The sequence below is a fragment of the Pantoea sp. OXWO6B1 genome, from assembly GCF_001641135.1.
Classification (GTDB): Bacteria; Pseudomonadota; Gammaproteobacteria; order Enterobacterales; family Enterobacteriaceae; genus Pantoea; species Pantoea allii.
The window spans coordinates 1,206,026-1,229,199 of the sequence record NZ_LWLR01000001.1 but is presented as its reverse complement, the minus strand read 5'-3'; the positions used below and the strand labels follow the sequence as shown (position 1 = coordinate 1,229,199).

At 43.7% G+C, this 23,174-nt stretch carries 21 protein-coding genes and 1 pseudogene; 12 read left to right on the top strand and 10 right to left on the bottom strand.

Annotated elements, in window-relative coordinates:
* Positions 1-42: 42 nt before the first annotated feature.
* The 3 genes from A6A26_RS07970 to A6A26_RS07960 form a co-directional block, all read right to left on the bottom strand.
* Positions 43-990, bottom strand: a complete 948-nt coding sequence (locus A6A26_RS07970; protein WP_063878240.1) for a lysophospholipid acyltransferase family protein — start codon at positions 988-990, stop codon at positions 43-45.
* A gap of 2 nt (positions 991-992) precedes the next feature.
* Positions 993-1,664, bottom strand: a complete 672-nt coding sequence (locus tag A6A26_RS07965; RefSeq protein ID WP_063878239.1) for a DsbA family protein — start codon at positions 1,662-1,664, stop codon at positions 993-995.
* Between the two features lie 134 nt (positions 1,665-1,798).
* Positions 1,799-1,990, bottom strand: a complete 192-nt coding sequence (locus A6A26_RS07960) for a DUF4762 family protein (RefSeq protein ID WP_063878238.1) — start codon at positions 1,988-1,990, stop codon at positions 1,799-1,801.
* 722 nt (positions 1,991-2,712) lie between these two features.
* On the opposite strand from A6A26_RS07960, the gene A6A26_RS07955 reads away from it, so the two are divergent.
* The 7 genes from A6A26_RS07955 (at position 2,713) to A6A26_RS07930 (ending at position 11,041) form a co-directional block, all read left to right on the top strand.
* On the top strand, positions 2,713-3,312 hold the full coding sequence (locus A6A26_RS07955; RefSeq protein WP_156506649.1) for a YhfG family protein: 600 nt from the start codon (positions 2,713-2,715) through the stop codon (positions 3,310-3,312).
* Positions 3,313-3,317: 5 nt separating this feature from the next.
* Positions 3,318-3,908 carry a putative adenosine monophosphate-protein transferase Fic gene (locus A6A26_RS07950; RefSeq protein ID WP_063881091.1) on the top strand — a complete coding sequence of 197 codons (591 nt, stop codon included), beginning with the start codon at positions 3,318-3,320 and terminating at the stop codon, positions 3,906-3,908.
* 412 nt (positions 3,909-4,320) lie between these two features.
* A complete protein-coding gene (locus A6A26_RS07945; protein WP_063878236.1) occupies positions 4,321-4,647 on the top strand; it encodes a SymE family type I addiction module toxin in 327 nt (108 codons plus the stop codon).
* 372 nt (positions 4,648-5,019) lie between these two features.
* Complete coding sequence (locus A6A26_RS07940; protein ID WP_063878235.1) at positions 5,020-6,207, top strand: DNA cytosine methyltransferase; 1,188 nt, start codon at positions 5,020-5,022, stop codon at positions 6,205-6,207.
* 36 nt (positions 6,208-6,243) lie between these two features.
* On the top strand, positions 6,244-7,905 hold the full coding sequence (locus A6A26_RS25960) for an ATP-binding protein (RefSeq protein ID WP_253851875.1): 1,662 nt from the start codon (positions 6,244-6,246) through the stop codon (positions 7,903-7,905).
* Between the two features lie 120 nt (positions 7,906-8,025).
* A complete protein-coding gene (locus A6A26_RS25955) occupies positions 8,026-9,216 on the top strand; it encodes an ATP-binding protein (protein ID WP_253851874.1) in 1,191 nt (396 codons plus the stop codon).
* Complete coding sequence (locus A6A26_RS07930) at positions 9,206-11,041, top strand: response regulator receiver domain (RefSeq protein ID WP_063878234.1); 1,836 nt, start codon at positions 9,206-9,208, stop codon at positions 11,039-11,041. Before A6A26_RS25955 ends, A6A26_RS07930 begins: the two co-directional genes overlap by 11 nt.
* A 737-nt stretch (positions 11,042-11,778) precedes the next feature.
* Here A6A26_RS07930 and A6A26_RS26250 read toward each other — a convergent pair.
* A complete protein-coding gene (locus A6A26_RS26250) occupies positions 11,779-11,850 on the bottom strand; it encodes a DUF1493 family protein (RefSeq protein WP_156506704.1) in 72 nt (23 codons plus the stop codon).
* A 554-nt stretch (positions 11,851-12,404) separates the two neighbouring features.
* Between A6A26_RS26250 and A6A26_RS24715 the strand changes: the two are divergent.
* Positions 12,405-12,772 (top strand): annotated as a pseudogene (locus tag A6A26_RS24715) (methyl-accepting chemotaxis protein); the annotation flags it as partial.
* 182 nt (positions 12,773-12,954) lie between these two features.
* On the opposite strand, the gene iraP reads toward A6A26_RS24715, so the two are convergent.
* The 3 genes from iraP to A6A26_RS25410 all read right to left on the bottom strand — a co-directional run bounded on the left by iraP (position 12,955) and on the right by A6A26_RS25410 (position 14,395).
* The gene (gene iraP / locus A6A26_RS07925; protein ID WP_063878233.1) at positions 12,955-13,299 is read right to left on the bottom strand and encodes an anti-adapter protein IraP; all 345 of its coding nucleotides are present in this window, start codon (positions 13,297-13,299) and stop codon (positions 12,955-12,957) included.
* A gap of 177 nt (positions 13,300-13,476) precedes the next feature.
* Entirely contained in the window at positions 13,477-13,971 is a 495-nt protein-coding gene (locus A6A26_RS07920; protein ID WP_063878232.1) for a MarR family winged helix-turn-helix transcriptional regulator, read from the bottom strand.
* 151 nt (positions 13,972-14,122) lie between these two features.
* Entirely contained in the window at positions 14,123-14,395 is a 273-nt protein-coding gene (locus A6A26_RS25410; protein WP_156506648.1) for a hypothetical protein, read from the bottom strand.
* A gap of 28 nt (positions 14,396-14,423) precedes the next feature.
* Between A6A26_RS25410 and A6A26_RS07915 the strand changes: the two genes are divergently transcribed.
* Both A6A26_RS07915 and A6A26_RS07910 read left to right on the top strand, forming a co-directional pair.
* Positions 14,424-15,968: a methyl-accepting chemotaxis protein gene (locus tag A6A26_RS07915; RefSeq protein WP_063878231.1), complete on the top strand. Its 1,545-nt coding sequence runs from the start codon at positions 14,424-14,426 to the stop codon at positions 15,966-15,968.
* Positions 15,965-16,309 carry a hypothetical protein gene (locus A6A26_RS07910; protein WP_063878230.1) on the top strand — a complete coding sequence of 115 codons (345 nt, stop codon included), beginning with the start codon at positions 15,965-15,967 and terminating at the stop codon, positions 16,307-16,309. Before A6A26_RS07915 ends, A6A26_RS07910 begins: the two co-directional genes overlap by 4 nt.
* Before the next feature lie 385 nt (positions 16,310-16,694).
* Here A6A26_RS07910 and A6A26_RS07905 read toward each other — a convergent pair whose 3' ends face one another.
* The gene (locus tag A6A26_RS07905; RefSeq protein WP_063878229.1) at positions 16,695-16,970 is read right to left on the bottom strand and encodes a hypothetical protein; all 276 of its coding nucleotides are present in this window, start codon (positions 16,968-16,970) and stop codon (positions 16,695-16,697) included.
* Between the two features lie 192 nt (positions 16,971-17,162).
* On the bottom strand, positions 17,163-18,719 hold the full coding sequence (locus tag A6A26_RS07900; RefSeq protein ID WP_063878228.1) for a sensor domain-containing diguanylate cyclase: 1,557 nt from the start codon (positions 18,717-18,719) through the stop codon (positions 17,163-17,165).
* 582 nt (positions 18,720-19,301) lie between these two features.
* Between A6A26_RS07900 and A6A26_RS07895 the strand changes: the two genes are divergently transcribed.
* Positions 19,302-21,083, top strand: coding sequence for a putative bifunctional diguanylate cyclase/phosphodiesterase (locus A6A26_RS07895; RefSeq protein ID WP_063878227.1), 1,782 nt, complete (start codon positions 19,302-19,304; stop codon positions 21,081-21,083).
* A 1,518-nt stretch (positions 21,084-22,601) separates the two neighbouring features.
* Positions 22,602-22,904 (top strand): hypothetical protein, encoded by a 303-nt coding sequence (locus A6A26_RS07890; RefSeq protein ID WP_063878226.1) that lies wholly within the window; start codon positions 22,602-22,604, stop codon positions 22,902-22,904.
* A gap of 23 nt (positions 22,905-22,927) precedes the next feature.
* Here the strand turns inward: A6A26_RS07890 and A6A26_RS07885 are convergent, their stop codons facing one another.
* A complete protein-coding gene (locus A6A26_RS07885; protein ID WP_063878225.1) occupies positions 22,928-23,128 on the bottom strand; it encodes a hypothetical protein in 201 nt (66 codons plus the stop codon).
* Between the last annotated feature and the right edge of the window lie 46 nt (positions 23,129-23,174).

The following is a 23,174-nucleotide window of genomic DNA, read 5'->3' as shown; positions in this document are numbered from 1 at the left end:
TAACCCCTAAAACGCCCTGTTCTTTTCTCTTGTGATGGCTGTTTAGTCATTAATAAAAAACAGTGAGTGGGAATGCCACAGCATCCAGTCAGTCGAATAATCCCGAATGCTTTGCTCGATAATGCGCGGCATATCATCCTTGAGTTTTCTGGCTGCTAACGGATCGTGCACCTTTATTTTTAATCCGTTATCAAAATAAAGATGATAAAACACCACCTGCGCGGACATCATTCTGGCCAACCGGATAATTCCGCTGTGTAAACTGGCCGGACGATCAAATAAACGGCAAGGTAATTTCTCGGCTTTGTCTTTACTGGCAAACTGGGTGAAGTCCGGCGTAATGTCGGGGAATAAAATAATATTGCGTTTATTCTCCGCCGCCGCCATCACCGAGGTCATTAAGTTTCCGGCAATATTTTTATTATCTTCATGAATCGAACAATAGGTGAGATCTAACCCACCCAGCCGCCGCTCGGCTTCGGAATGCGCATCCGCACTGCGGGAGGTGATCACCGTGGCTTTCCCCGGATAGGCCGCCGCGCCCACCATTGTAGTCAGAACGTCCGAGACCATGTGCAGCGGCGCCAGAAGCACCGGCTGCCCTGCGCGCTGGAGCGGCTCCACCACGTCGTTAAGCTGTGCCGAACAGGCCGCCAGCTCGCGCAACAACCGGCGATTCTGCCCGTAGGTCACTGCCTCAATCAGCAACTTTCGCCGCTGGGTCAGCCAGATATAATCAAATTTTTTATTATCCTGCAGCAGACACTGACGGTTAGCTTCCGCCACCGCTGCGCGCCATTTCACATCACGCGGGATTAATTTTAAAAAACGCCTGACGTGGGCAAACGCAAAAATAATACGGTAATGAAAACACCGAAATAATAAACAATGCGCCCTGTAGCCAGCCAGCTGGAACTTATACGCCAGCCACTGACTTCTGGCGGTGAGGTTCCGCCAGAACAGCGCGCACCACAGGGCATAAAATTTCATTATTACTCCGGTGCCTTACCTGTTTCTAAAATAGAGAGCAGTTTGTCAGAGAAGGCCGGGAAATCACGATCCTGAATCGCCATCCATTTTTTCGCGACAATAAAGGTCGGCGTGGCGTTGATATCGTAATACTGCGAAACGCGCGTCATATAATCCAGACGCGCTTTCACGTCGGCGGACTGACTGACTTTGTGATATTCCGCGACGTTAATCTTATTTTTTTCCAGCCACGCGTCACGCTGAGTCGCATCACTTAAATCAATCTTGTCTTTCATCACCGCATCATAGGCGCTCTGGCGATGGGCTTCTTCAATCCCCATGACTTCCAGCGTGGCGAACACCGGCGCATAGCGCGCCAGCCCGGCCTGACTGTCCAGGCTGAGATGTAAACGCACCAGCTTTTTACCCGCCGGCATCCGTTTTTCCAGCTCGTCTACGTTCTTTTCGTTGATCTCACAATAATGGCAGCCGTAAGAGAAGATCTCGATAATATCGTCGCCGTCGGCAATCGGGCTTTTATCCAGTTTGTCGGTAGAAAGCGAGGTCAGCACCTGCTGCTCTGCACTGCTGGTTTGATTTAACACGAAGATATGGAACCAGGCGGTGGTAATCACTGCTGAAATAACCGCAACAAAGACGGTATAGGCCAGCACGTAAGAAATTCTTTTTTTCATGGCGGGCTTCGATCCTGAATACAACAATAAGGCACATTCAGTATTTATCAGGAAGGCGTTGTATATAATACACAACGCCTTTAAGAATAAATATTACTGAAATTTACTCTTATTTAGTGATAAAGAGCGATATCTTAGCCTGCGTTTCCGCAGTTGATGATAGCGGCTGGGGTGAAAGTTTTCGTCACCACACCATTTTTATCGGTACAGGTTTTTACTGCGTTACATACCGTGGCGTCGCCCACCAGGTTCAGCTCAAAGCTGTTTACACACGTTGTTGTTCCACCGACAACTGCGCTTGCTTCAGACATATTGATTTTTTTCATCTGTGATTTCCTTATTTTATTATTACGATTAAGTAATATGAGCATGATATCAGATGGCATATTTCATGCTATGCCATGCCAGGGTGATCGAGGGAATTGCCTCCCTGGCATACCGTAATGATCGTCTTACATAAACATGTTACAGAACGTCATTATCGGACACGGCGCATTCTAGTGGCGGTTTTTTAATTAGGCAATACACTTAAAACGCCGCATGTTAATTAAAAAGAGTTATTGTGTTATTAAGGCCATCAGATCTTTCTTATATAAGATACTGCCTTATTCCGAAGGCAGACTTTATTTCCCTATCTGACACCGATTTTATTTTTATCTACCAGGGATATTTCTGAGAAAAAAACAGGCTGAATGGATCGTAAAAAATAATTTTTTTAAAATTTTTTTGATGTGGGTGGGGATGGGGCGGGTTTTGGGTGAGTGAGGGGCGCACTGGGCATGTCGCACAGAACGAAAAGCCTGAGAAAAGCGCTGGTCGCGTGAAGGAGATGAGGCGTTAACGCTCAGGGCTGTGTTCACGAGCAAAACCCCTCCCTGTCTCATGGGTTGCGTTCTGCGCGGACCTGGGTGATCCGCTCAGGGAGGACAGGCTGCAAGCGTTACGTTGAGGCACGGCGTTTATTATCAAACCGGTTCAGTAAACCTGTGACTGGCAGCCATGTCTGAACACAGGACAGGCTGGTTAACTGGCTTATGCTGAGGAGCGTGTGCCAAACTTTAGGTTGGGTGGCCCTGTGGATGCTCTGCTGTGCAGGTATCGGGCCATGCCTCACAAAATCTCTGCGCATCCTTCTCGCTCTAATTGTATAATAGACCGCCTATTGGTGATGAAGGTGTTAATCGATATGAAAGTAAGCGAAGTATTGAAAGCATCGACAACAGATGATCTCAGAAAATTTGGCTCCTACTTCGAGCTTAAGAACAGTTTTGAACAAGAACTGAATAATAAGCTCGAGGTTAATGGCTGGGATTCCTTCTTCATTAAAATTAAAAAGCTTAAGAACATTGTCTCTTCAAACAAAGAGGCATTAGAGTCTGCCTGTAATAAAGAAGACTTTAAGCAATCAAAACAAGAAGTGTCGGACATTCTGACAATCAATGTCAAAGCCAAAAGCTGGACGGAACTGAAGCAAAAAGTTGATTCATTCATTTTTGTTTTTTGTTCAAGCGTTTTTGATCCTTACGCGCATTACGAGCAAACAAAATTAAAAAAATTCAAAGGTAGCTCAAAGCTGGAAGGTATCGACATTGATATTTCAAATGAAAAACCATCGCTGGAAAGTGTCCTGAAAAAATACAGGAGGTAATGCTTATGGATAAGTATGATGCCGCTAATGATCATTACTGCTATCCGGGTAGCGCTGTATTAAAAAACAAGCTCAATATCGAAGAGACCGATGTGCTTGAAAAGGCTGAAAGAGAGATCACTGCGATAACAGTGAACGACATCGTGTTCAGCCAGCCACCCTACAACCTGGCTTATATGTGCCAGCTTCACAGACAGCTTTTTTCAAATCTCTATGAATGGGCAGGTACGCTGCGAACCGTAGATATTTCTAAAGGCGGGACACGGTTTTGTCATTGCGACAGGATCACCGCTGAAGCCAATAAATTATTCACTAAATTAAACAACGATAACTGGCTGTCGGGTCTTTCTAAAGATGCTTTCTGCGATAAAGCGGCTGAATACTACTGCGAATTTAACATGATACATCCCTTTCGCGAAGGGAATGGCAGAGTCCAGCGCTTATTATTTGAGCATCTTTCTCTTGCTGCTGGTTACGACCTTGACTGGGACCATATCGCACCAGAAGAATGGGTTCAGGCTAATATAGACGGTGTTTATGTGAACTACGAACCGATGTCTCAGATATTCAGGCGCATCGTTACACCTTACCCATGACAGCTAAAACAGCATTTTTCATGAACGCAGCACACATCCTTTAATGACGCGTCTTCATGACAGGGAAATGTGGTTATGCGACAGAAAACGCCCCCTTCCCTGACACCGGCTCAAATCGCGTGTTTTTAACAGTCTGCCCCAGCCTCAACCGCGCTTGAAACTGCCTTGATCTACCTGGATTTTCATATGTCTGTGAGATGGCAAAGAGGGAAGCTGGATACAGGTCGAAAATCGATGAACTTCTCTGAAATCAGCGAGATCTTTCTGCGTGCCCTTTCGCAGTTTTCTCTTTTCACACTCGATGCGTTCCCGCCTCCCTGATTAAATCATCAGGTAATTTAGCGCGATACGAATGTGGGGCAACACATCCGCATCGCTGATCACAATCACTATTAAGTAAGGAATAGTAATCATGACTGCCATCGATTGTATTTCAGGCCACCACGAAGCTAAAGAGACAAACTACACCCAGCGCTATGCGACCGTGGGTTATGTGACCCGCACTCCAGATTACCGCCGCATTCCGGCGATTACGCTTAAAGGCTGTTGGTTGAAAACAGCGGGTTTTCCCATTGGGGTGCAACTGGATGTGAAAGTGACCTGGGGGCGGATCATTATCAGCTTTAAGCCCAGGGACGTGATCAACGGGACGCGGGTGAGATCGATTGAGGAGCTGGCATCACTGCCTGTGCATATGAGAAAACGGGTGATGAAGGCGATTGGGTTGACTGACTGGTAAGGATTGATGGGCTTGCCCCTGCGGAGGTGGGGGCGAGTGGGGTTTGTTATGTTGTAAGCAGATGCAGGGTTGCTATGACGGAAGCAGATTTAGCGAAGGTGTATAGTGCCATACGCAATCACAGGAAATTTCGTATAGATAGTTATAAAATAGTCAGTGAATAATTAACTCTAATCATACATTTTAAATGCAGTGAAATGAAAACACTCAATAGATAAAAACAGGTTAAAATTATTCTTGTTTAAAATCATAATTTTCAAGAAGTGAAAGGGTAATAACATGTTATTCCAATTAAATCACAACAAAAACAAAGCTTGTCATTTAATATGAATAATGTATAATGGAAAAGTTTTAACCTTTATTCGGAAAGCCATGAAAGCATTAGATTTATTTGCGGGAGCAGGTGGTTTTAGTTTAGCTGCTCATAATTTAGGATATGTTGATGTTGTCGCTGCAATTGAATTCGACAAGGCTGCCGCTCATACGTATAAAGAAAATTTAATTAATCGTTTGAAACGAGAAACAAAGCTTTTACAAAAAGATATACTTTTAGTAAGCCCTAAAGAGCTTAGAGCTGAATTAAAATTAGAAAAAAAAGAATTATCATTGATTCTTGGTGGGCCACCTTGTCAAGGTTTCTCAAGCCACAGATTAAAAGATTCGGGCGTTAATGATCCACGAAATAAATTACTCTTAAGGTATTTTGCTTTTGTTGATGAGTTTCAGCCAAAAATATTCTTAGTTGAAAATGTATCAGGTCTTCTATGGGAGCGTCACAAAAGTTACTTAGACGATTTTAAAAAACTATCTAAAGACAATAATTATACACTTACTCATTGCTCCATATTGAATGCAAGAGATTATGGGGTACCACAGAATCGTAAAAGAGTTTTCATTTTGGGTGTAAGAAATGATATTTATAAAGATAAAAAAGAAATTCATTTCCCTCCTTTAAAAACACATTTTAGCCCATCTTCTTTTGAAGTTAAGTTTGATGGAAAAAAAGCGTGGCGTACAGCATCTTCCGTTTTCGAGAAACTGACTCCAGCTTTGATTGAAAGATATTTATCAGAACATTTTAGTAAAAAGAAAAACTATAATAAAGATGAAATTCTTAAAATGCTTGAAAGCTTAGAGTTTGAATCTAGTCCTGTAAATATAAATGATCCTTGTAACATACATATGAAACCTACTCCAAATATGGAGGCGCGTTTTAATGCTACAGTTTTAAACGGTAGTCGTGCTGATGCTGGATTAGAATTTCAATTAAAATGTCACAGTGACGGGTATGAAGGACACAAAGATGTATATGGCAGAATGATGATACATTTGCCCTCAAATACTATCACAACTGGGTGCCATAACCCATCTAAAGGAAGATTCGTTCATCCGTGGAAAAACCATGGAATTACCTTAAGACATGCAGCACGGCTTCAAACGTTCCCAGATGATTTCCTGTTTACAGGAAATACAACAGAACAAGCCAGGCAAATAGGCAATGCAGTCCCTCCTCTTCTCGGAGAAATATTAATATCATCAATCTCACAACTTATAGTCTAATTTTCAGAAAAATTAAAATAATCTCAAGAGGCGAAAATGGTTATTTCAGCTAATTTTCAAACAAGAGCAAGAACCATTGATCACTTAGGCAGAGAGCAAATAGCCGACTGTCCTACAGCTATTTCGGAGTTATGGAAAAATTCATACGATGCATATGCAACAAGTGTATCGCTTAATATTTTTGATGGAGAAATTCCTGTTGCCACACTTGTCGACAACGGTCATGGAATGTCAATTGAAGATGTAATCAATAAATGGCTAACAGTTGGCACTGAATCTAAAGCAACAAATAAAGAAGTTCCTATAGAAGAACGTAACGGTATAGTCGATAAAAGAGAGAAGCAAGGTCAAAAGGGTATCGGTAGATTGTCCTGCGCTGCTTTAGGCTCTTTGATGCTACTCATATCAAAAAAGAAAAATAATAATTATGTAGCATGTTTGCTTGACTGGAGATTATTTGAAAATCCTTTTTTAATGCTCAATGATATAAGTATACCCATTACCGAGTTCAATTCAAAAAGTGAGCTATCAAATATATTACCTGACATGTTTGATGCATTAATGAGTAATATTTGGGGGGATGGAAAAGATGCCTCACGTGATAAAAGAATTGAAAGTGCTTGGACTGCATTTAGCGAGTTAGAAACCGAGCAAAAGAAAGAAATTACGCAACTTGCAATTGAAAAAACCGCTATAGATGTTTATTTTACAGAAAAACATTTTCAATCTTGGCCCGTTTGGCAAAATAATTCAGAATGTGGTACTGCAATGTTCATTGCTGATATACATTATGATTTGACAGCCCAATTATCTTTAGAATCAGGTTCAGAGGCGGAAGGTTCTGAACTTAGAGCTAAAGAGCGCTTTATACAAACCTTAAATAGTTTCGTTAATCCATTCCGCCGTGACGATGAAAGTAAGGTTTCTGATTTTAAAACAAGCGTATTAGTGTGGAATGGTAACCTCCAGAGATTGATTATTGATGAGGTGAGAAATTTCGATATAACCGATTTTGAACAATTAGAGCATATAGTTGAGGGGAATATTGACGAAACTGGTTTTTTTAGTGGAAGAGTTAAAGCTTTTGGAGAGTGGTACGAAAATATAACTATAAAACCAAAAACTAATTATAAGACAAGAATTGATACTAGATTTGGTCCTTTCTTCATGAGGTTAGGTACATTTGAAGTACAAAAAAAGAATACGACACTGTCCGATGAACAACATACTAAATTTGATACAATACGTGAACAGTTTGGCGGCGTAATGGTATTTCGTGATCACTTACGAGTTATGCCATATGGTAGGGAAGATAACGATTTTTTTGAAATTGAAAAAAGACGTACTAAAAATGCAGGTCTGTATATGTTTAGTAATAGAGCCTGTTTTGGTGGTGTATCAATAACTAAAGAACACAACCCTAATCTCCGTGATAAAGCAGGGCGAGAAGGGATAATCGATAATAAAGCTTCCAAAATTTTTCGAGAAGTTGTAGAGCATATATTAGTTGAAGTTGCTAAAAAATTCATTGGCCGTTCTTCTCATATTAGAGAAGAAAAACTCGAAGAAATTAATGCAAAATATAATGCATCCAAGGCTGAAGAAGACAGGAAAAAACTTCTTAAAAAAGAATTAAAAAGAATTAAAGCATCCATACAAAATAATATAAACAAACTCAGTCTAATCAATAATAATTGATCCGAAATATCTAAAAGTTTAACCATCGAAAATAAAAATATAGATCAAGAAGAACTTCTCTTTTTACGAGAAGAAGTTGATAAACTCGATGCCGAGCTAAAATCTTATTCTTTAGGAGCTGTGCCACGGAGTTTAGGCAGTATTGAAAAAGATTACAGGGAATACAGAGATATAGAATTAGATGCAAAGCGCCAGTTAAAAGACATAAGTAGCTCATTGAGTTTCGCTTTAGAACAATTAGTTGTTAAAGATGATATTGAAATAGCTGCGAAAGATTTTCGTAGTAAAGCGGCTATATTGCATGCAAAGATACGAAAATTGGCTACAAAAGGAAGACAATCTCTTAAAGATGAACAAGAGAGATTTGAAGAAACAGTTAGTGCGATAAATAAAGCTTTTCATGAAAAGGTATCAGCGTATCTTACTGATCTTGATAATAAAAAAATTGGTCTTAAACAAACCCTCGAGTTAATAGAACTAGATTATCAAATTCAAGATATAGAAGTAACACAAAAATTATCTCCTTATATTTCAGCATTCGAAAACCTCAAGGAACAAATAGACCTGGAAAGTTTAGCTATTGTTTCAGTCAATGAAAACTCACGTTTGAAAAAGCAAGTTGAACAAGTCAATGCGTTAGCGCAGTTAGGGATTACTGTTGAAATAATAGGTCATGAGATTGAAGGATTTGACATGACTATTGAGCGCGGAATCAAAAATTTGAGTAGTTCGTCACTTGATCCATTGCAAAAAAGTGCATTGTTAAGTATAACTAATGCTCATGAGTCTTTAAGTGATTCTTGGCGGTTTTTAAGCCCTCTTAAATTATCTGGAGAAAAAGTCCGTGCGTTACTAACAGGACTGGATATATACACATATGTTAACAATTTTTTCAAAAACAAATTAGAAAATGATAGCATCTATTTTAGATGCACCAGCGATTTTGAAAAATTAGCCATATATGAGCAACCATCACGCATATATCCCGTTTTCATTAATTTGGTCAATAATTCAAGATATTGGGTAAAGGAAACCGAAACACTTACCAAGGAAATATTATTCGATGTTAAAGATGGCATTGTATATGTTTCCGACACTGGTCCTGGCGTTGACATGGATGATGTAGACGAGTTATTCACTATATTCTTTTCGAAAAAGCAAAGAGGTGGTCGTGGTGTCGGACTGTATCTTTGTAAACAAAATCTTGCAGTCAGTGGTCATTCAATTTTTTATGAAACCCGTGATGAAAAAAAGATTTTAAATGGTGCTAACTTTGCCATCATTTTTAAAGGATTGAAAAATGCAAACTAACATTGCTTTTGATTACAGGCCACATTTAAAGATAGCCTATATTGAGCCGATCCGAACGGTGACTGTAATTGATGATGAATATCCTACTTTAGATGAATTAATCTCAAGAAAGCCGAATAATTTCAAAGAAGAAAATATTGGAAGGCTTAGAGATATAGTAGAAGTGAGCCGCGATGTAAAATATAACTGGCTACTAGACATATACAATGGCCAAGAGACAAATATAGAATTAGGAACAGTCTCTAACAGACTTCACCATAGCGACCTTTTAATCCTTGACTATCATCTCGATGGTGAAGATTCAGGATATTGTAAAAAATCAATCGATATAATTAAAAACTTATCAAGTAACAGGCATTATAATATTGTTGCCGTCCATACTAAAGGTTATACAGGTGATAAAGGTACGGTTCAAGATGTACTGATTGATATAATTATTTCGTTACAAGAAAAACCTAAAATTTGTATAATTTCTGAAAGAGAATTAGCAAAAATAAATTCAGCTCTTGATGATTGGGAAATTGAAAACTACAACATAAAAGAAATGATTCTTTCTTCAATATCCACTATCGATTTGTTATTTATTATCAATACGTTCAAGAATAAAATTCAAGATCCTCGTTTTGAGCATGTATATTTAGATGTATTCAAATCTTTATATGATAGCAAGCCTGAAAGTATTGAAATAAGCAAACGAGACCTCTTGAGGTGGTTGTCGTTTGAAAAATTTAAATTCCATGAAAATTTCTTTTCGGAAAGCACATCAAAATTTTTCGAATGGGGAAAAAATGAAAAATGTAATTGGGTAAAAACTGAAGACTTATTTCTAACTGTGTTAGGAAAAAAAGATACACCTATTAGTGAAATTCCAGATCAACTTATTGAAGCGATGGCAGAGTCTAAACCTCACCCGCATAAATTGGTATTGTCTAAACTTAGACATGAAATTGAATCTAATGGCAGTTACGCTGCAAGTAATATTCTTAATAAAAAGTTACTTCAGGCGGCTTGGCTTAAAGAACTTTTAAACAATGATAATCTCGCTATCAAAACTTCTGCCTGGCAAGCGGTGACCAAATTGTGGGAAGAACTTGCTTACGAAATAAAACATAGCCTTGATGATTTCACTATTAGTTTAGTTAACTCAATAAATAAAATGGAAAATCCTCTTGACTACTTTATTGAAAAAGAGACACTTGAAAATATTACTGACCAAGTTATTCAAGCTAATTGTTTCAGTTGTTCAAAGAAAATCAGCACACATCACTTAGTAACTGGTCATATATTGACTTTTAATGGAAATTATTGGCTTTGTTTAACACCAATGTGTGATCTTGTTCCCGGCCAAAAAAATAGTGATAATGATCTTATATCTGTGACTTTAGTACAAATGTATGATGCAAGAATAGCCTTGAGGAACATGCGAGAAAGTATGTGCGATTCCCTTGGAATTTCTCAATTGCCAAAACTATCGAAAATAGATGAAACAAAAGAAATACTCAAATATGCAACACAGAATAATCTTCTTTTTATTCGTCATCATAACAAAGATGAAGAAATAAAAATACTTAGCTTTACTTATGGTCTCGATGGAAAAGCAAATCCTAAGGCGAGGGATTATTATGTTGATAGACAAGGCGTATTTAATGAGGACGATAAAAAGGTTACTTTAAAATATGCCGAACCCTCTCCTAAAGGTAACGATGTGAATATTTTGACCACAGACGCAGAGATAATAGCTGAGTTAAGATATGAATATGCCTTGAACTTACTAAGTAGATTAGGAGTATCAAAGTCAAGAATAGGCTTAGACTTTATTAATTAATAATATCATAGGACTACACTGCTGTTTTCAAATAAGAAAGCTGCAGTGTAGTCCTAAACATTTATCACTATAATTTTTAATTTTCAATGCTTTTCTTATTTTTTATAAAGCCCTTAACTATTGAAATTTTTTTAAAAAAATATTATTTCATCAAATGGGATTATAAATATTTAATCAGGGCTATATGATTTCTGATTTACACTGCGATATGAGATACAATCCGGAATGCCTTGATGGCCGCATAGTATTTATTAGATTAATTATTGAAACATACAAATTAGGTTAATTTAAAAAAATTTATGCATAAAAATATCGAACTAATTTCTAATTTCTAATTTCTAATTTCTAATTTCTAATTTCTAATTAATGAATTATGTACGTCCTCAAGGTTATAATTAGGTATTTGAAATAATTTTCAACTAAAAATTTATAATTTCAGACACAAAAAAAGCCGCCCTCAGGCAGCTTCTTAGTCCTACAACTCACTTCACTTGGTGCCGAAGGCCGGACTCAAACAATGATTCAAATCATTGTTTTAATTATTTTTTTTAAAAGAAAAACCTGAAATGCCCCCACTTATGCCCCCTACTTTATTTTAGCGATTTCAACTAGCAGATTCTCAATAAGGTTAAAAAATAGTCGTGCGGAAAACTAACAAACCCACTGGTTAGGTTCCTAAAGACGGAACCTAACAAAACTCTATGCCTTTTTGGTAGAGTTATATGCATTTAAATTGATTATTTGCAAAGCCAACGCCCAGCTTTTGCTGATTCTATAATCATATGAATAGTAAGAAGTTTTCGGTCAATATCTGGGGCTTATTGAGACTTAGGCTATAAGAAATACGTTCCACCCACCCCTTCTACTGTATCTATTTAGCAATGCACTAATGAATGTCTGAATATCATATCCGCCGAATTGGTGTTCATTCATAATCAAAATAGGTTAATTAATGCTCAATATTTTCTCGTAATCTCCACTGAAAAAAGATTTTATTAATAATCCTTCATACTGTTCACCATTAATTTTAATTCATTAATATCAGTCAGTTAAATAGTGACTAATGGGTGAAGGGTGATGCATATCCGTCACCACAGATGTAAGATAAACATAAAAAAGCCCGCTTTTACCTCGTCACGCTACTGTTCTGATCAAGCCTGAAACTTTACTGTCACTGGCCACAGACGTTCCGGATACGGACCGAATCGTCTGTGGCCAGCCTTTTCAGTTCTGCGGCCGCTTTTGCTTCGTACGTTCAGTATAAATCAGCAGTAGCAGGCTTTGTCACTGCGGGTCCGAAAGCATACCGCTGTCGTTTGAAGTGTGCTGAACGCAGCGTTTCATACCTTACTGTAACGATGTCGGCGAGATACGTCAGCTCATAGAGACCAACGCACGCAGTGTCGGTGAAGGTAATGAACTGGTGTTAAACGCCTCAGAAACCATGAAGGCATTCTGTCTGCGGTCGGCAGACTGACGGATACGGTCGAGGAAATCACTTCAGCCAGCGCTGAGCAGGCTCATGGTATTGAGCAGGTAGGAATAGCGGTGACTGAAATGGACAGCACCACGCAACAGAATGCGTCACTCGTCGAGGAATCTGCGTCAGCTGCTGCCAGCCTGGGCGGTCAGAGCGGCCCTTCGGTTTTATCCCCTGTCGCTCCGGCACGTCTTCCGGCGACGGTCATTAATAAACCTGAAACAACGGACGACGGCTGGACACATTTCTGATGTAACACGGTTCTCAGTATCTTGTCCCTAAAGCCACTGTAACTGATTTGGACATGCACCTTCCCGCATAAATCCTTTAAAAAAGGATTTATGCGGTAAAATGTGATACTCAAGTATTCTCGGCTTGCTGACAGCAGATTAACAATTGCGACAGCAGTGATCTGAACAGCAAATGGGCGTGCTCAATCAACGGATTTAGATAATCCTTTGAGTTCTGCAATACCTTCATGATGAATTTCTTCATCCGCCTCGTCAACAGCCCTGGAGATGGTCAGCAGACTCTGAAGTTCACTCAGCAGAAGCGCGGCGTCAGACTTAAGCAGGTCATCGCATTCAGCAGAGTCGATGACCGTGTTGATCGCCTTATTCGCGCTTTCGATCATTTCAGTGACACCACCCTCTTTACTCACAGCCAGAACAAGCGCACTGATAAGCAGAGACTGAGCCTCAACACGAGCTGTTAACTGCTTCATGTCGGCATCGATGTGAGATATCTTTGCCAGCATGCTGAGTACAACGTTTTTCATTATCTTCCCTTTGAAAATAAAGCCTAACTTTTAAAATCTCGTATTTAGGCCCTTGCTATCAAAGCGAGGCGGCTTTTTCAAGTCAATCCTGGCAAGTGCCCTTGAAATTTACCGCGTCAGGTGAACGCATCTGCCAAAAAACGACTTTTTTAAACATCCTGATGCAGTGACAGCGCATCAGGATGTTTGGTTTTCCTGAGAAGGCAGAGCCTGAATGATTTTTTCCTGTACGTGTCTTACCCCGTCGCGCAGGCGGGCCAGCGTTTCATAAGGTATGCCCATTTCACAAATCATCGCCGTCGGCACGCCGGCTGCCCGGCTTTCCAGTTCACGGCCTGCCTGGGTCAGGCGGATGATGACCCTTCTTTCATCATGACCGGTGTCGCGCGTGCGGCTGATAAAGCCGGCCTGTTCAAGTCGCTTAAGCAGGTGGCTGAGCGTGCCGGATTCCAGGTGCATGCGCTGCCCGACCTCGGACACCGTCACACCGTCTTTTTCCCAAAGTGCCAGCAGTGTCAGATACTGCGGATAGGTCAGCCCCAGCGGTTTCAGATGCGGCTGGTAAAGCTTTGTCATGGCCAGCGAAGCCGAGTACAGCGCAAAGCAGAGAAACTGCTCAAGGTTCTGGGGCTGAACGCGTTTATCTTCGCCGCTATCTTTAAAGTCTGTCATGCCGTTGCTCCTGATGAGGTTGAGGGCCGGCAGGCATTCGGTTAATCGTTTGATGCGACAGACGTCAGGGAGCCGGAAAAACAGGATATCACGGACAGGAATGGATGGCTTAAACAACTGCCAACTGCCGATGACAGCAACAATATCGACATCAATTAAATTGCACCCAATTTATTTTTGGTGAACTCTGGAGTTCCCCCCTGTTGCCGCCGATAGAGTCTGATACTGATTTGAGATCCGGTAAAAACGACAGAGTTTTCGACGCAACTGTGCCAACAGGCTTTGTTTCAGTAATCATCTGCAAGGGTATTTCGGGGAACGCATTCAGCCAGATAGAAGCTGGCCTCCGGCAGAATGTTACGCCTGACAGGCGCGGCAGCAGGCCCGGCTTAATATCAGTTAATGACAGCACTAACATATACACGGCAGCACTTCCTCAAAACGAGAAAAATATGAAAATATCTACCCGCCTGACCGCAGGCTTTGGCCTGCTTATTCTCCTGTTTATTATCTGTACAGGGACTGCACTAAATGCACTGAACCGGGCCCGCGAGGGTATGGACGTGATTGTAAACATCAAAATGAAGAAGTATCAGATTGCAGAAGAGATGCTGGGTGAAATAAGACAGATGGCCATTGACGTGAGAACGATTGGGCTACTGGCAGATACTAACGCAATGAAACCTCTGGCAGAGCGGATGCAGGAAACGCAAGCGCAGTTTACGGCCAACCGTCAGGCCCTGGGGGACCTGCTGGAGAAGGATTCACTCCCGGCCGGTCGTAAGGCATTTAAAAGGTTGACGGATACGGAGAGATCTTTCTTCGCCACCTTCTCGAAGGCCAGCCAGCTCGGTCTGGCCAATCGTGATAAAGAGTTTATTGAGTGTCTCACAAAAGAAGTACAGCCTATACAGGACACAATGTTGAGCGATTTGCTGATCGTGACTGGGATACAACAGAAAACCAGTAGTTCTGAAGTGGCGAAGAACAGCGCTTTAGCTTCGCAGTCATCTCTCATCCTGATTTTACTGGCTGGCGCATCAATTATTGTCAGCGTGGGTGCCTGCATTGTCATTATCAGAGTGCTGATGCGTCAGTTGGGTGGTGAGCCCGCGCAGGCTCAGGTGCTGGCATCGGCCATTGCGGCAGGTGACCTGACGACCCAGGTTATACTTCGCCGTAACGATTCAACCAGTATGCTGGCCTCTCTTGATGGCATGCAGGCAAACCTGCGCGGCCTGGTGTCGCAGATTAAAGAATCATCATCGTCCGTAGCGCTCGCCGCCGACGAAATCTCACAGGGCAACACCGAACTGTCCTCACGTACCGAACAGCAGGCTGCGGCCCTTCAGGAAACGGCCGCCAGCATGGAGCAGCTTTCGGCAACAGTAAAAAGTAACGCGGCAGGCGCTCAGCAGACGGCGGGCTCAGCGCGTGAAGCCGCGAAGCTTGCCCGCAGCGGTGAAGCCGATGTGCAGCGTATGTCTGACACGATGCATGACATCTCAGCAAGCGCCACAAAGGTGCGTGACATCACCTCCGTGATTGAGAGCATTGCCTTCCAGACCAATATTCTGGCCCTGAACGCTGCGGTTGAAGCGGCGCGTGCAGGTGAGGACGGTCGCGGTTTTGCCGTGGTAGCGGGTGAGGTCAGGATGCTCGCGCAGCGCAGCGCCACGGCAGCCCGTGACATCAAGGTTCTCATAGAACAGGCTGTCGCGCAGGTGGAAAGCGGCGTGACAGTGGCTTCTTCAACCGGACAAAGCATCCTGAAGATTGTCGGCATGGTCGGCGAACTGGCCGAATCCATGGACGAACTGTCGCTGGCGTCCTCTGAGCAAATGCAGGGTATCTCTCAGGTCAGTATCGCTGTCAGCCAGATGGACGGCGTGACGCAGAATAACGCGGCGCTGGTTGAGGAGTCATCCTCTGCCTCGCAGTCGCTTTCCGGGCAGGCTCACGCCCTGCGCAACATGGTGGAGACGTTTAAGGTATGAGTCACGATACAGACAACGAACGGGAAGCCGTACAGATGTACGAGACCCTTCACGCTATGAAGGAGGGTGTTGACTTTATGGTGAACCAGCTAACTCGGGGGAATTACCTGAAGACATCCACGTTTGCTAACAACCTGCTTCATCTGAACCGGGCTTTTGAGCCTGTGCAGTCAAGGATGGCGGAGCCCGGGCTTATGGTCGTGCTGCTGCGGGAAGACGTCCTGCTTGCCGCCGACCTGATTGCGACCGGCAGGGCGATTGCGATGATGAATAATTTTCTGGTCTGCGTCACTGGTCAGGAAGCTGACGGAATACCAGAGAAAACAAAAGTACCGGTTTAAGCTGACCAGCTTTACGGGCTTCATACTCTGCATCCCAGACAAAGTCCGGCAGGTGCTGCCGGGCCGCTCCGCTCAGGATGCTATAATTTAAGGCTATTTGCTTTGCGGAGGCTTCATGGGTTCCAGAGAGGATACCGACGAAAAAGCGCTGGCGTTGACAGGTTTAGTTACCAGGCAGTTACTAAGAGGAAAAGACAGCGTAAGGCAAGAAGACATTATTTCTGCGCTAATCTGCGCTAAACCGCCTCAGCCATGAAACCAGTGACAGTGACTGGGCGGTGCGGGTCAGATGTGAAAAGGCTGTGAAGATGATGAAGCGCATGATGAACTGACTTATGTTAATCATCACCTGCTCTCTAAACGAGCAAACGGTCAACCGCTGCTGTCAGTGTGAGTTGAGCTGTCCTGAGAACCTTTTTCCATTAGCAGAACTTCCTCTGGCGGCGTTAAGCTCCCCGTTTACCGCGCTGTTTAAGTAACCTCCGGTCTCCAGTATTGCATCCTTTATGGCCTGACGACGTGTATCGCAGGTCTCGGTTCTGAGCATCCGCTTTAGCCGGGCCGAGAGCATTTCCGAACTGACTTCAGCGTCATCATCCAGCAGCGATAATAGTGCTTCTCCAATGACAATGTTGATTATTTCTTCTTCACTTTTGAACATATAAACCTTCCTGTTTCCTGGCATAAAAGTCCATTTCAACGGACAAGCGGTATTGCTCTGGAGCGGCATTTCTTTTTGTTTGATTTTTAATCTACACCCTAATCCACCAAACTTATAATTTTAAATGGCACTGTTTTTTTCGTAGGGTCAGCAAAACATTAAGTTCTTAAGCTTTAGATGCTCTGATGTTAACTAATCAGCGTCATTTACCGAGACTCGATTTCTTCCGGCCCGTTTAGCCTGATAAAGGGCTTCATCAGCACGACTCAGACCATCTTCGCGCGCGCTTTCATTACCAATGAAAACGGCCACCCCGGCTGAAATAGTCATTTTTCCTGCCCCGGGGAAATGAGCCATGCTGACTGTGAGCCTTATACGTTCTGCAGTCATTATACCGTCAGCCAGGCCCGTGTGCGTAAGAATTACAATGAACTCCTCTCCCCCGAACCGACTGACAATGTCAGTGGGTCTGCAGGCCTGTCTGAGTAACGAACCAAGACTGACCAGAGCATCATCCCCTGCATCATGACCGAATGTATCGTTGATGTTTTTAAAGTGGTCAATATCAATAGCAATAACGCAGTGTTCCGAGGTGTTAATTAACCGATCAGCCATTACAGTAAAGCCGCGGCGGTTATACATACCGGTCAGTGGATCGGTCATTGCCTCATCACTAATAGCAGCCATATGTCCTGATACGGCCTTTCGGTGATCCCGAACGGCTTCAGTCAGACAATCGGCTTCGTAATACCATGCTTTTACGCCGCGAACTGACTCAGCGGTGGCATTACTACCGCCTTCACGCACCATTTCGGCAAGCTTTTCAAGAGGTAATGCAATTCGCCCTGCAAGCAGTACCATGATACCTGTGGTCAGTGCCAGGATACCGATAATGAACCAAAGGATATTCCGAACGGAGTGAAGAAGAATGGCATTAACCGTCTCAGAGGTCCCCGCCATAAAAACATTCCAGCCGGTTGTGCGCAGATTTGCATAACCGATAAGTAGTTTATGCCCTTCGTTCTCCGTAATGAACCTGCCGTTTTGCGTGTCGGCCAGTCGTTTTTGAAGTGATGCAGGAAGGACCATTTTCTCGCCGGTCTTTGACTGATCATGGCTGAAAATAATCAGCCCCTCGTTGCTGACAATACTGACCACGGCTTCTCTGTTTAAAAAATGCTGGCTCAGGATATCGCTCAGCATGCTTTGCTTTTTGAGATAAATTGTCCCCCCGATATAACCAAGATAATTGCCTTCAGGAGTGAAAAGCGGTTGAGAGATGAAAATGACGTAGTTGCCCGTCGCCGACGTAAACGGAGATGAGATAAATGGCTTTTTTGTATCAATAGACTGACGACTGGCAACCGATTTCAGCTTTACACCAACAAGTTTTATGCTTTCCGGAGATGTCGCAGCGATAACCGCATCACTATTGACGACTACTACGGTATTGAAAAAGCCGGACTGCAGTCTGAGTCTGTCGCTTTCATGAGCAAGATAGATAACATCATCCAGCGTTTTAATCTGAGAGGCGCTCCATTCCAGCTCCTGCTGCGCTGTCCTGAGATAACGGTCGGTTGTGTCAGCGAGCTTTTGAGCATAAGCAATATTGTTTTCAATCAGGCTTTCTTCAATGTTTTTTTTCTGAAAAAGAAAAATCGCCCCCATCATCAACAGGCACGTAACGATAATGCCTCCCGCAGTGAGTGATGTCAGCAGAAGCCGGAGATGAACTTTTCTTTTTAGCATGGCATAAACCCGGACAATTAATTTTTTTCAAATATACCTGTCAACAGTGCGTTGAAACGGCCGATTAGATTACTAAACAGGTTGTTTTTCTCTTCCTGAACTCACATCAGATCAAAGCGGTTAGCGGCATTTCGGGCCAGTTGAGAAGTAAGAAGTGATGTTTTTTCAAGTAAAGCCGAAGCGCCTTTTACTGCATTCGAGACGTAGCGAACAAAATGAGAACCGTTTTTCAGCGGCCTGAATCTACCAGGAAGAGCCGCTGAGAAACCGTACCTGAGAGCATCGTAAAGATGTGCTCAGTATCTCTATGGCTGATGAAGATCTCCCCTCGCGTCAACGCTGAGAATGGACACAAACAATAAATCTAATTCATGGATTGACAGGCACAAATATGCATTATTATGTCTACACTTAAGTAAGAAAGTTACTTCTTTGACAGAAGTGTAGAACAGTTTAAAAAAATACTTATAAGTACTGAAGCCTTAAAATTTCTCTTAATAAATTTATTAATAAAGCTGTATTTGCAGCTTTCACTTTTCCTTTTTTTCGTACCGGCTTCAGGGCGGTGCGGAGGTGCTACACATGCTGACCAATCTTAGCGGCGACGAGGAGCGACGGCATCGCGCGCTCCTTACGCTGCGCAGGCCTGACGAAAGCCGGGATGATGTACTTCAAAAGTTCGTGCGACTCGCCAGTCAGGCTCTGGGTATTCCTGGCAGCTTCATTTCTGTGCTGGATGATGAGAAGCAGTATGTCAGAGCAGCCCGGAATTTTAACCTGAAAGAATCCTCACGCGCTGACTCGCTGTGTCGGCACGTTGTCGATAATGATAAGGCAATGGTAGTGCCTGACACTCTCCACGATAAACGGTTCAGTACCCACCCCCTGATAACCGGTACGCCTTACATCCGTTTTTACGCGGGCACGCCATTGAAGAACAGCGAAGGCGTTATTCTGGGAACACTCTGCGTAACCGATACAGCACCGCATGACTTCGGCGCCGAAAAGGTTGCCACGCTTAAGTTACTGGCTGCGCTTGTTATGTCTTTTCTGGAGGTCTGGCATGCTGCAAGCTTCGCCGATCCCGTGACTTCCCTGCCAAACCGTCAGCGTCTGATGCGTGACCTTCAGTATCTGAAAGCCTCGGGGGATAAAACGCCACGGCGCCTTATACTTATTGACTGTATTGACCTGTCGCATGCTTACGAACTGGCGCGTTCAATGGGGATGGAGCCTGTGGAAAGCCTTTTGAAAGACGTATCCACGCTCCTCCCGCTGCGGCTGAAACCTGCACAAACGGATACGATTTACACGGTTGCAACGGGACGGTTTGCGCTCCTTACGCGTGCCGACAGCAAACTGAATGCGTCCTGGGTGGTGGACAAACTTCAGGGCATTCATGCTGATATCGGTGACGGGCTTACCGTGGCGCTGACTACCCGGGCTGGCGAGGTGGATTTTTCAGCAGATTTGCTGCCCTCTCAGGAGGTGCTTCGCCGTTCTGTCAGTGCACTGTATGAAGCTGCAGGAGAGAATACCGGGTGGAGGCGCTTCAGCGAAGCGTCAGACGAGCGTCGAACGCGTGATTTTACTCTGCTCAATGATTTGGCTTCATCGCTGCGTAATAACACCGGGCTGTATGTAGTTTACCAGCCTAAAATTTGTCTCAAAAAGGGTATTCCTGTCGGGCTTGAAGCACTGATTCGATGGCGCCATCCTGTATTTGGCGAACTCTCACCGGCGGCGTTCATCCCGCTTGCAGAGCAGACAGATTTACTCAGCGCCCTCACCGACTGGGTATCGGACCAGGCGATTGCACGTCTTGTCAGGTTTCGTCACAGCCCTGTCCAGTTACCGGTCTCGTTTAACGTGAGCGGTCAGGATCTGTCACGTCCGGATTTTGCCAGCGCACTTGAGGATAAAATGATCCGTGCGGGTATCCCTGCCGAACTTTTAGGGATTGAATGCCTGGAGACCGAGCAGATAATCGAAAACGCGGCTGCAATAAAGACACTCGAAGCGCTGAAATATAAAGGTTTCAGCATCTCTCTGGATGATTTTGGTGCCGGGCACAGCAATATTAACTATCTCCGCCGTATCCCGCTTGACGTTATCAAGCTGGACCGTTCACTCATTACCGGCCTTTCTTCTGACACAGCGTCGCGTATTATTGCCCGCAGCATTATCAGTATGCTCAAGGAGCTGAATTATGAGGTGCTGGCCGAAGGGGTGGAAAATGAGGAAACCGTTGCGGCTCTTACGCAGTATGGTTGCGATCAGGCTCAGGGGTTCTTTTACTCGCGACCTCTTGCCGACCCTGAACTCGAAGAATGGCTTACGTGGAGGCTACGTGAGCGCTATTAAAATGCTAAACGCTTACAGCTCTGCAGCCGATTTCGCACTGAATTGCAGGACGTTAAAAGTATTGCGCTGTAGCGCGGCCTGCCTTGAGGCTAAGACCTGTTATGTAGTTTAAAAAAAGGCTCAAACTGTTCTTTACCAGCTTTTGTAACATTAACTTTTTTGACCTGACCTGCTCCCTGGAAACTAACATACCATGATGCAAGCAACGTCCGCTTCTGGCTCTGGCTGAAGATTCATGGAGTTTGCAGGAAAAGATGGGACTGATTCGGAGCCCTGTATTGAGATCCGGAACATTTAAAGTTTCGGATAAGCGAGACGATAACTGTCTCTGTAACGCGAACTAACCTCTGAGAAAAAGTTGTACTGGTTACTTTATGCTGGCGGCTTTACCGGGCTGACAGCAATTTTTATGTGGCTTTTGTCCAGCCTGCAGCATCATCGCCTCTACGCCTTCTCGGCACAATGATAAAACCCGGAATTCCCCTCAGGCCCGTCATAGCTTATCGCGTTAACGTGTCCCGGATAAACGCATCTGACTTAACCTCATCCGCCCCTGGCCCTTCCGGCTTTTACTGAACGGATATACCTCAGGTGACAGAAGATAAGACAGGCAGTTTATTACGCGCGGATATGTCTGTGCCGCAATGATCGTTTCGGGCAAGGAGCAGACATTTCCCTGATATCAATAAAATTTGCCCTGATGAACTTTTCAAAAAGCAGGGTTAAAAACGCTGCTGGCGCAAAATCTCATCTGGTAAAGCCGGCGCTTAACATCGTTTACCGAACGGGCCGGACGGCGCGGGTGCAGAACAACGCTCTGAGGGAAGGTGTAACGTCCCGCCCGGCGCTGCACACAATATCAATTTCAGCGTAACAAGCACAATTGTTGTGTGCGGCCCGCTGTATGATGCATCTCAGGAATATGGGCGTTTCAGCGAATCGCGGGAACTGGCTTAATCAGACCAGGCGGGCGACGGCCCCCTCAACGTGGTTGCTGGCGGTATTAATGCACCGCAGGGAAACCGGAGCATTCTGCCCTGGTGTCGGCGTGTCCGGCTCCCCTGCTTCTTCAATAATTACTATCGGCAACTGAGGTTAATTCTGCAATGAATAAAGGAAATAAATATTTCCTTTATCCGGATTAATCCCGGAAGTCGTTTCGATCTCATACGGATGAGTTGCACGGCAAAGCACATCGTTTCATATCCGCTTAAGACACAAACAGGATATGCGTATCAGGATAAAAAACACAGTGGTTCAGCGGCGCGCATTGCGCGATTAAGGCAGCAGCTGAAACATAAGGACACTGCAGGGGGATATACACAAAAGCGTGCAGTTAAATCAAGTTAGTCTAAATTAATTATAATTCAAATAGTTACAGAGCATGTTTTAACTGTACTTTTCCTTTAAGGCGAGACTACACTGAAAGCGTGAATAAAAAGACACCAACGCAACAAGACAGCACTTCTGTCCGTGACAACGGACTTTTACCCCTCCCCAGGAAAAAAGAAGGTTTACATGTTCAGGAGCGAACCAGAAAAAGTGAAAATTGTGATTGCCGAAGCAATCATGACGCTGATTCGTAATGACACTGACGTCAGTAATGAAATGATATCTAAACAACTGAATCTGATGCTGGAAGCTGAGACTGACGAGTCCCGTCGCAGAACAATCAGACAGGCAATCAAACAGTTTGACCGGCTTTTGGGGAGGGCTGTATATTTTACGGATGGCTCAGTTATGCCAGGACAACCTTCCGGGCCTTCATCACAAAAAACGTCGTCTCAAAAGAGAGCTCCGGTATTAAAACAACCGGGCTGACATACACAGTACCCTGCTCCGGGTCAGTGTAACCGGTGTTTCAACATCTGCAATGCCCTCTGGCAGGCATCTTTTACATACCAGTCATCGTTATCACTGCTGAGCTTATTCAGTGCATTTATCAGGTCTTCTTTACTGACTCTGGGTGAGTTAAGTAAAATCTGGCGGGTGATACTGCCAATCAACTCAAGCGCGTTTTCGCTGGTGTCCTCAACGGAACCCATGAAACCTCCACAAAACGATGTGTTTAAAGTTTACCCTTTCAACGAG

Excerpts from the sequence above, each read along its gene's own strand:
- A6A26_RS07970 (WP_063878240.1), bottom strand. The coding sequence starts at position 990 with ATGAAATTTTATGCCCTGTGGTGCGCGCTGTTCTGGCGGAACCTCACC.
- A6A26_RS07930 (WP_063878234.1), top strand. The coding sequence starts at position 9,206 with ATGCAAACTAACATTGCTTTTGATTACAGGCCACATTTAAAGATAGCC.
- A6A26_RS07890 (WP_063878226.1), top strand. The coding sequence starts at position 22,602 with ATGTTCAGGAGCGAACCAGAAAAAGTGAAAATTGTGATTGCCGAAGCA.
- A6A26_RS07895 (WP_063878227.1), top strand. The coding sequence starts at position 19,302 with ATGCTGACCAATCTTAGCGGCGACGAGGAGCGACGGCATCGCGCGCTC.
- A6A26_RS07920 (WP_063878232.1), bottom strand. The coding sequence starts at position 13,971 with ATGACAGACTTTAAAGATAGCGGCGAAGATAAACGCGTTCAGCCCCAG.
- A6A26_RS07940 (WP_063878235.1), top strand. The coding sequence starts at position 5,020 with ATGAAAGCATTAGATTTATTTGCGGGAGCAGGTGGTTTTAGTTTAGCT.
- A6A26_RS07905 (WP_063878229.1), bottom strand. The coding sequence starts at position 16,970 with ATGTTCAAAAGTGAAGAAGAAATAATCAACATTGTCATTGGAGAAGCA.
- A6A26_RS07950 (WP_063881091.1), top strand. The coding sequence starts at position 3,318 with ATGGATAAGTATGATGCCGCTAATGATCATTACTGCTATCCGGGTAGC.
- A6A26_RS07915 (WP_063878231.1), top strand. The coding sequence starts at position 14,424 with ATGAAAATATCTACCCGCCTGACCGCAGGCTTTGGCCTGCTTATTCTC.
- A6A26_RS07910 (WP_063878230.1), top strand. The coding sequence starts at position 15,965 with ATGAGTCACGATACAGACAACGAACGGGAAGCCGTACAGATGTACGAG.
- A6A26_RS07900 (WP_063878228.1), bottom strand. The coding sequence starts at position 18,719 with ATGCTAAAAAGAAAAGTTCATCTCCGGCTTCTGCTGACATCACTCACT.
- A6A26_RS07885 (WP_063878225.1), bottom strand. The coding sequence starts at position 23,128 with ATGGGTTCCGTTGAGGACACCAGCGAAAACGCGCTTGAGTTGATTGGC.
- A6A26_RS07945 (WP_063878236.1), top strand. The coding sequence starts at position 4,321 with ATGACTGCCATCGATTGTATTTCAGGCCACCACGAAGCTAAAGAGACA.
- iraP (WP_063878233.1), bottom strand. The coding sequence starts at position 13,299 with ATGAAAAACGTTGTACTCAGCATGCTGGCAAAGATATCTCACATCGAT.
- A6A26_RS25960 (WP_253851875.1), top strand. The coding sequence starts at position 6,244 with ATGGTTATTTCAGCTAATTTTCAAACAAGAGCAAGAACCATTGATCAC.
- A6A26_RS07965 (WP_063878239.1), bottom strand. The coding sequence starts at position 1,664 with ATGAAAAAAAGAATTTCTTACGTGCTGGCCTATACCGTCTTTGTTGCG.
- A6A26_RS07960 (WP_063878238.1), bottom strand. The coding sequence starts at position 1,990 with ATGAAAAAAATCAATATGTCTGAAGCAAGCGCAGTTGTCGGTGGAACA.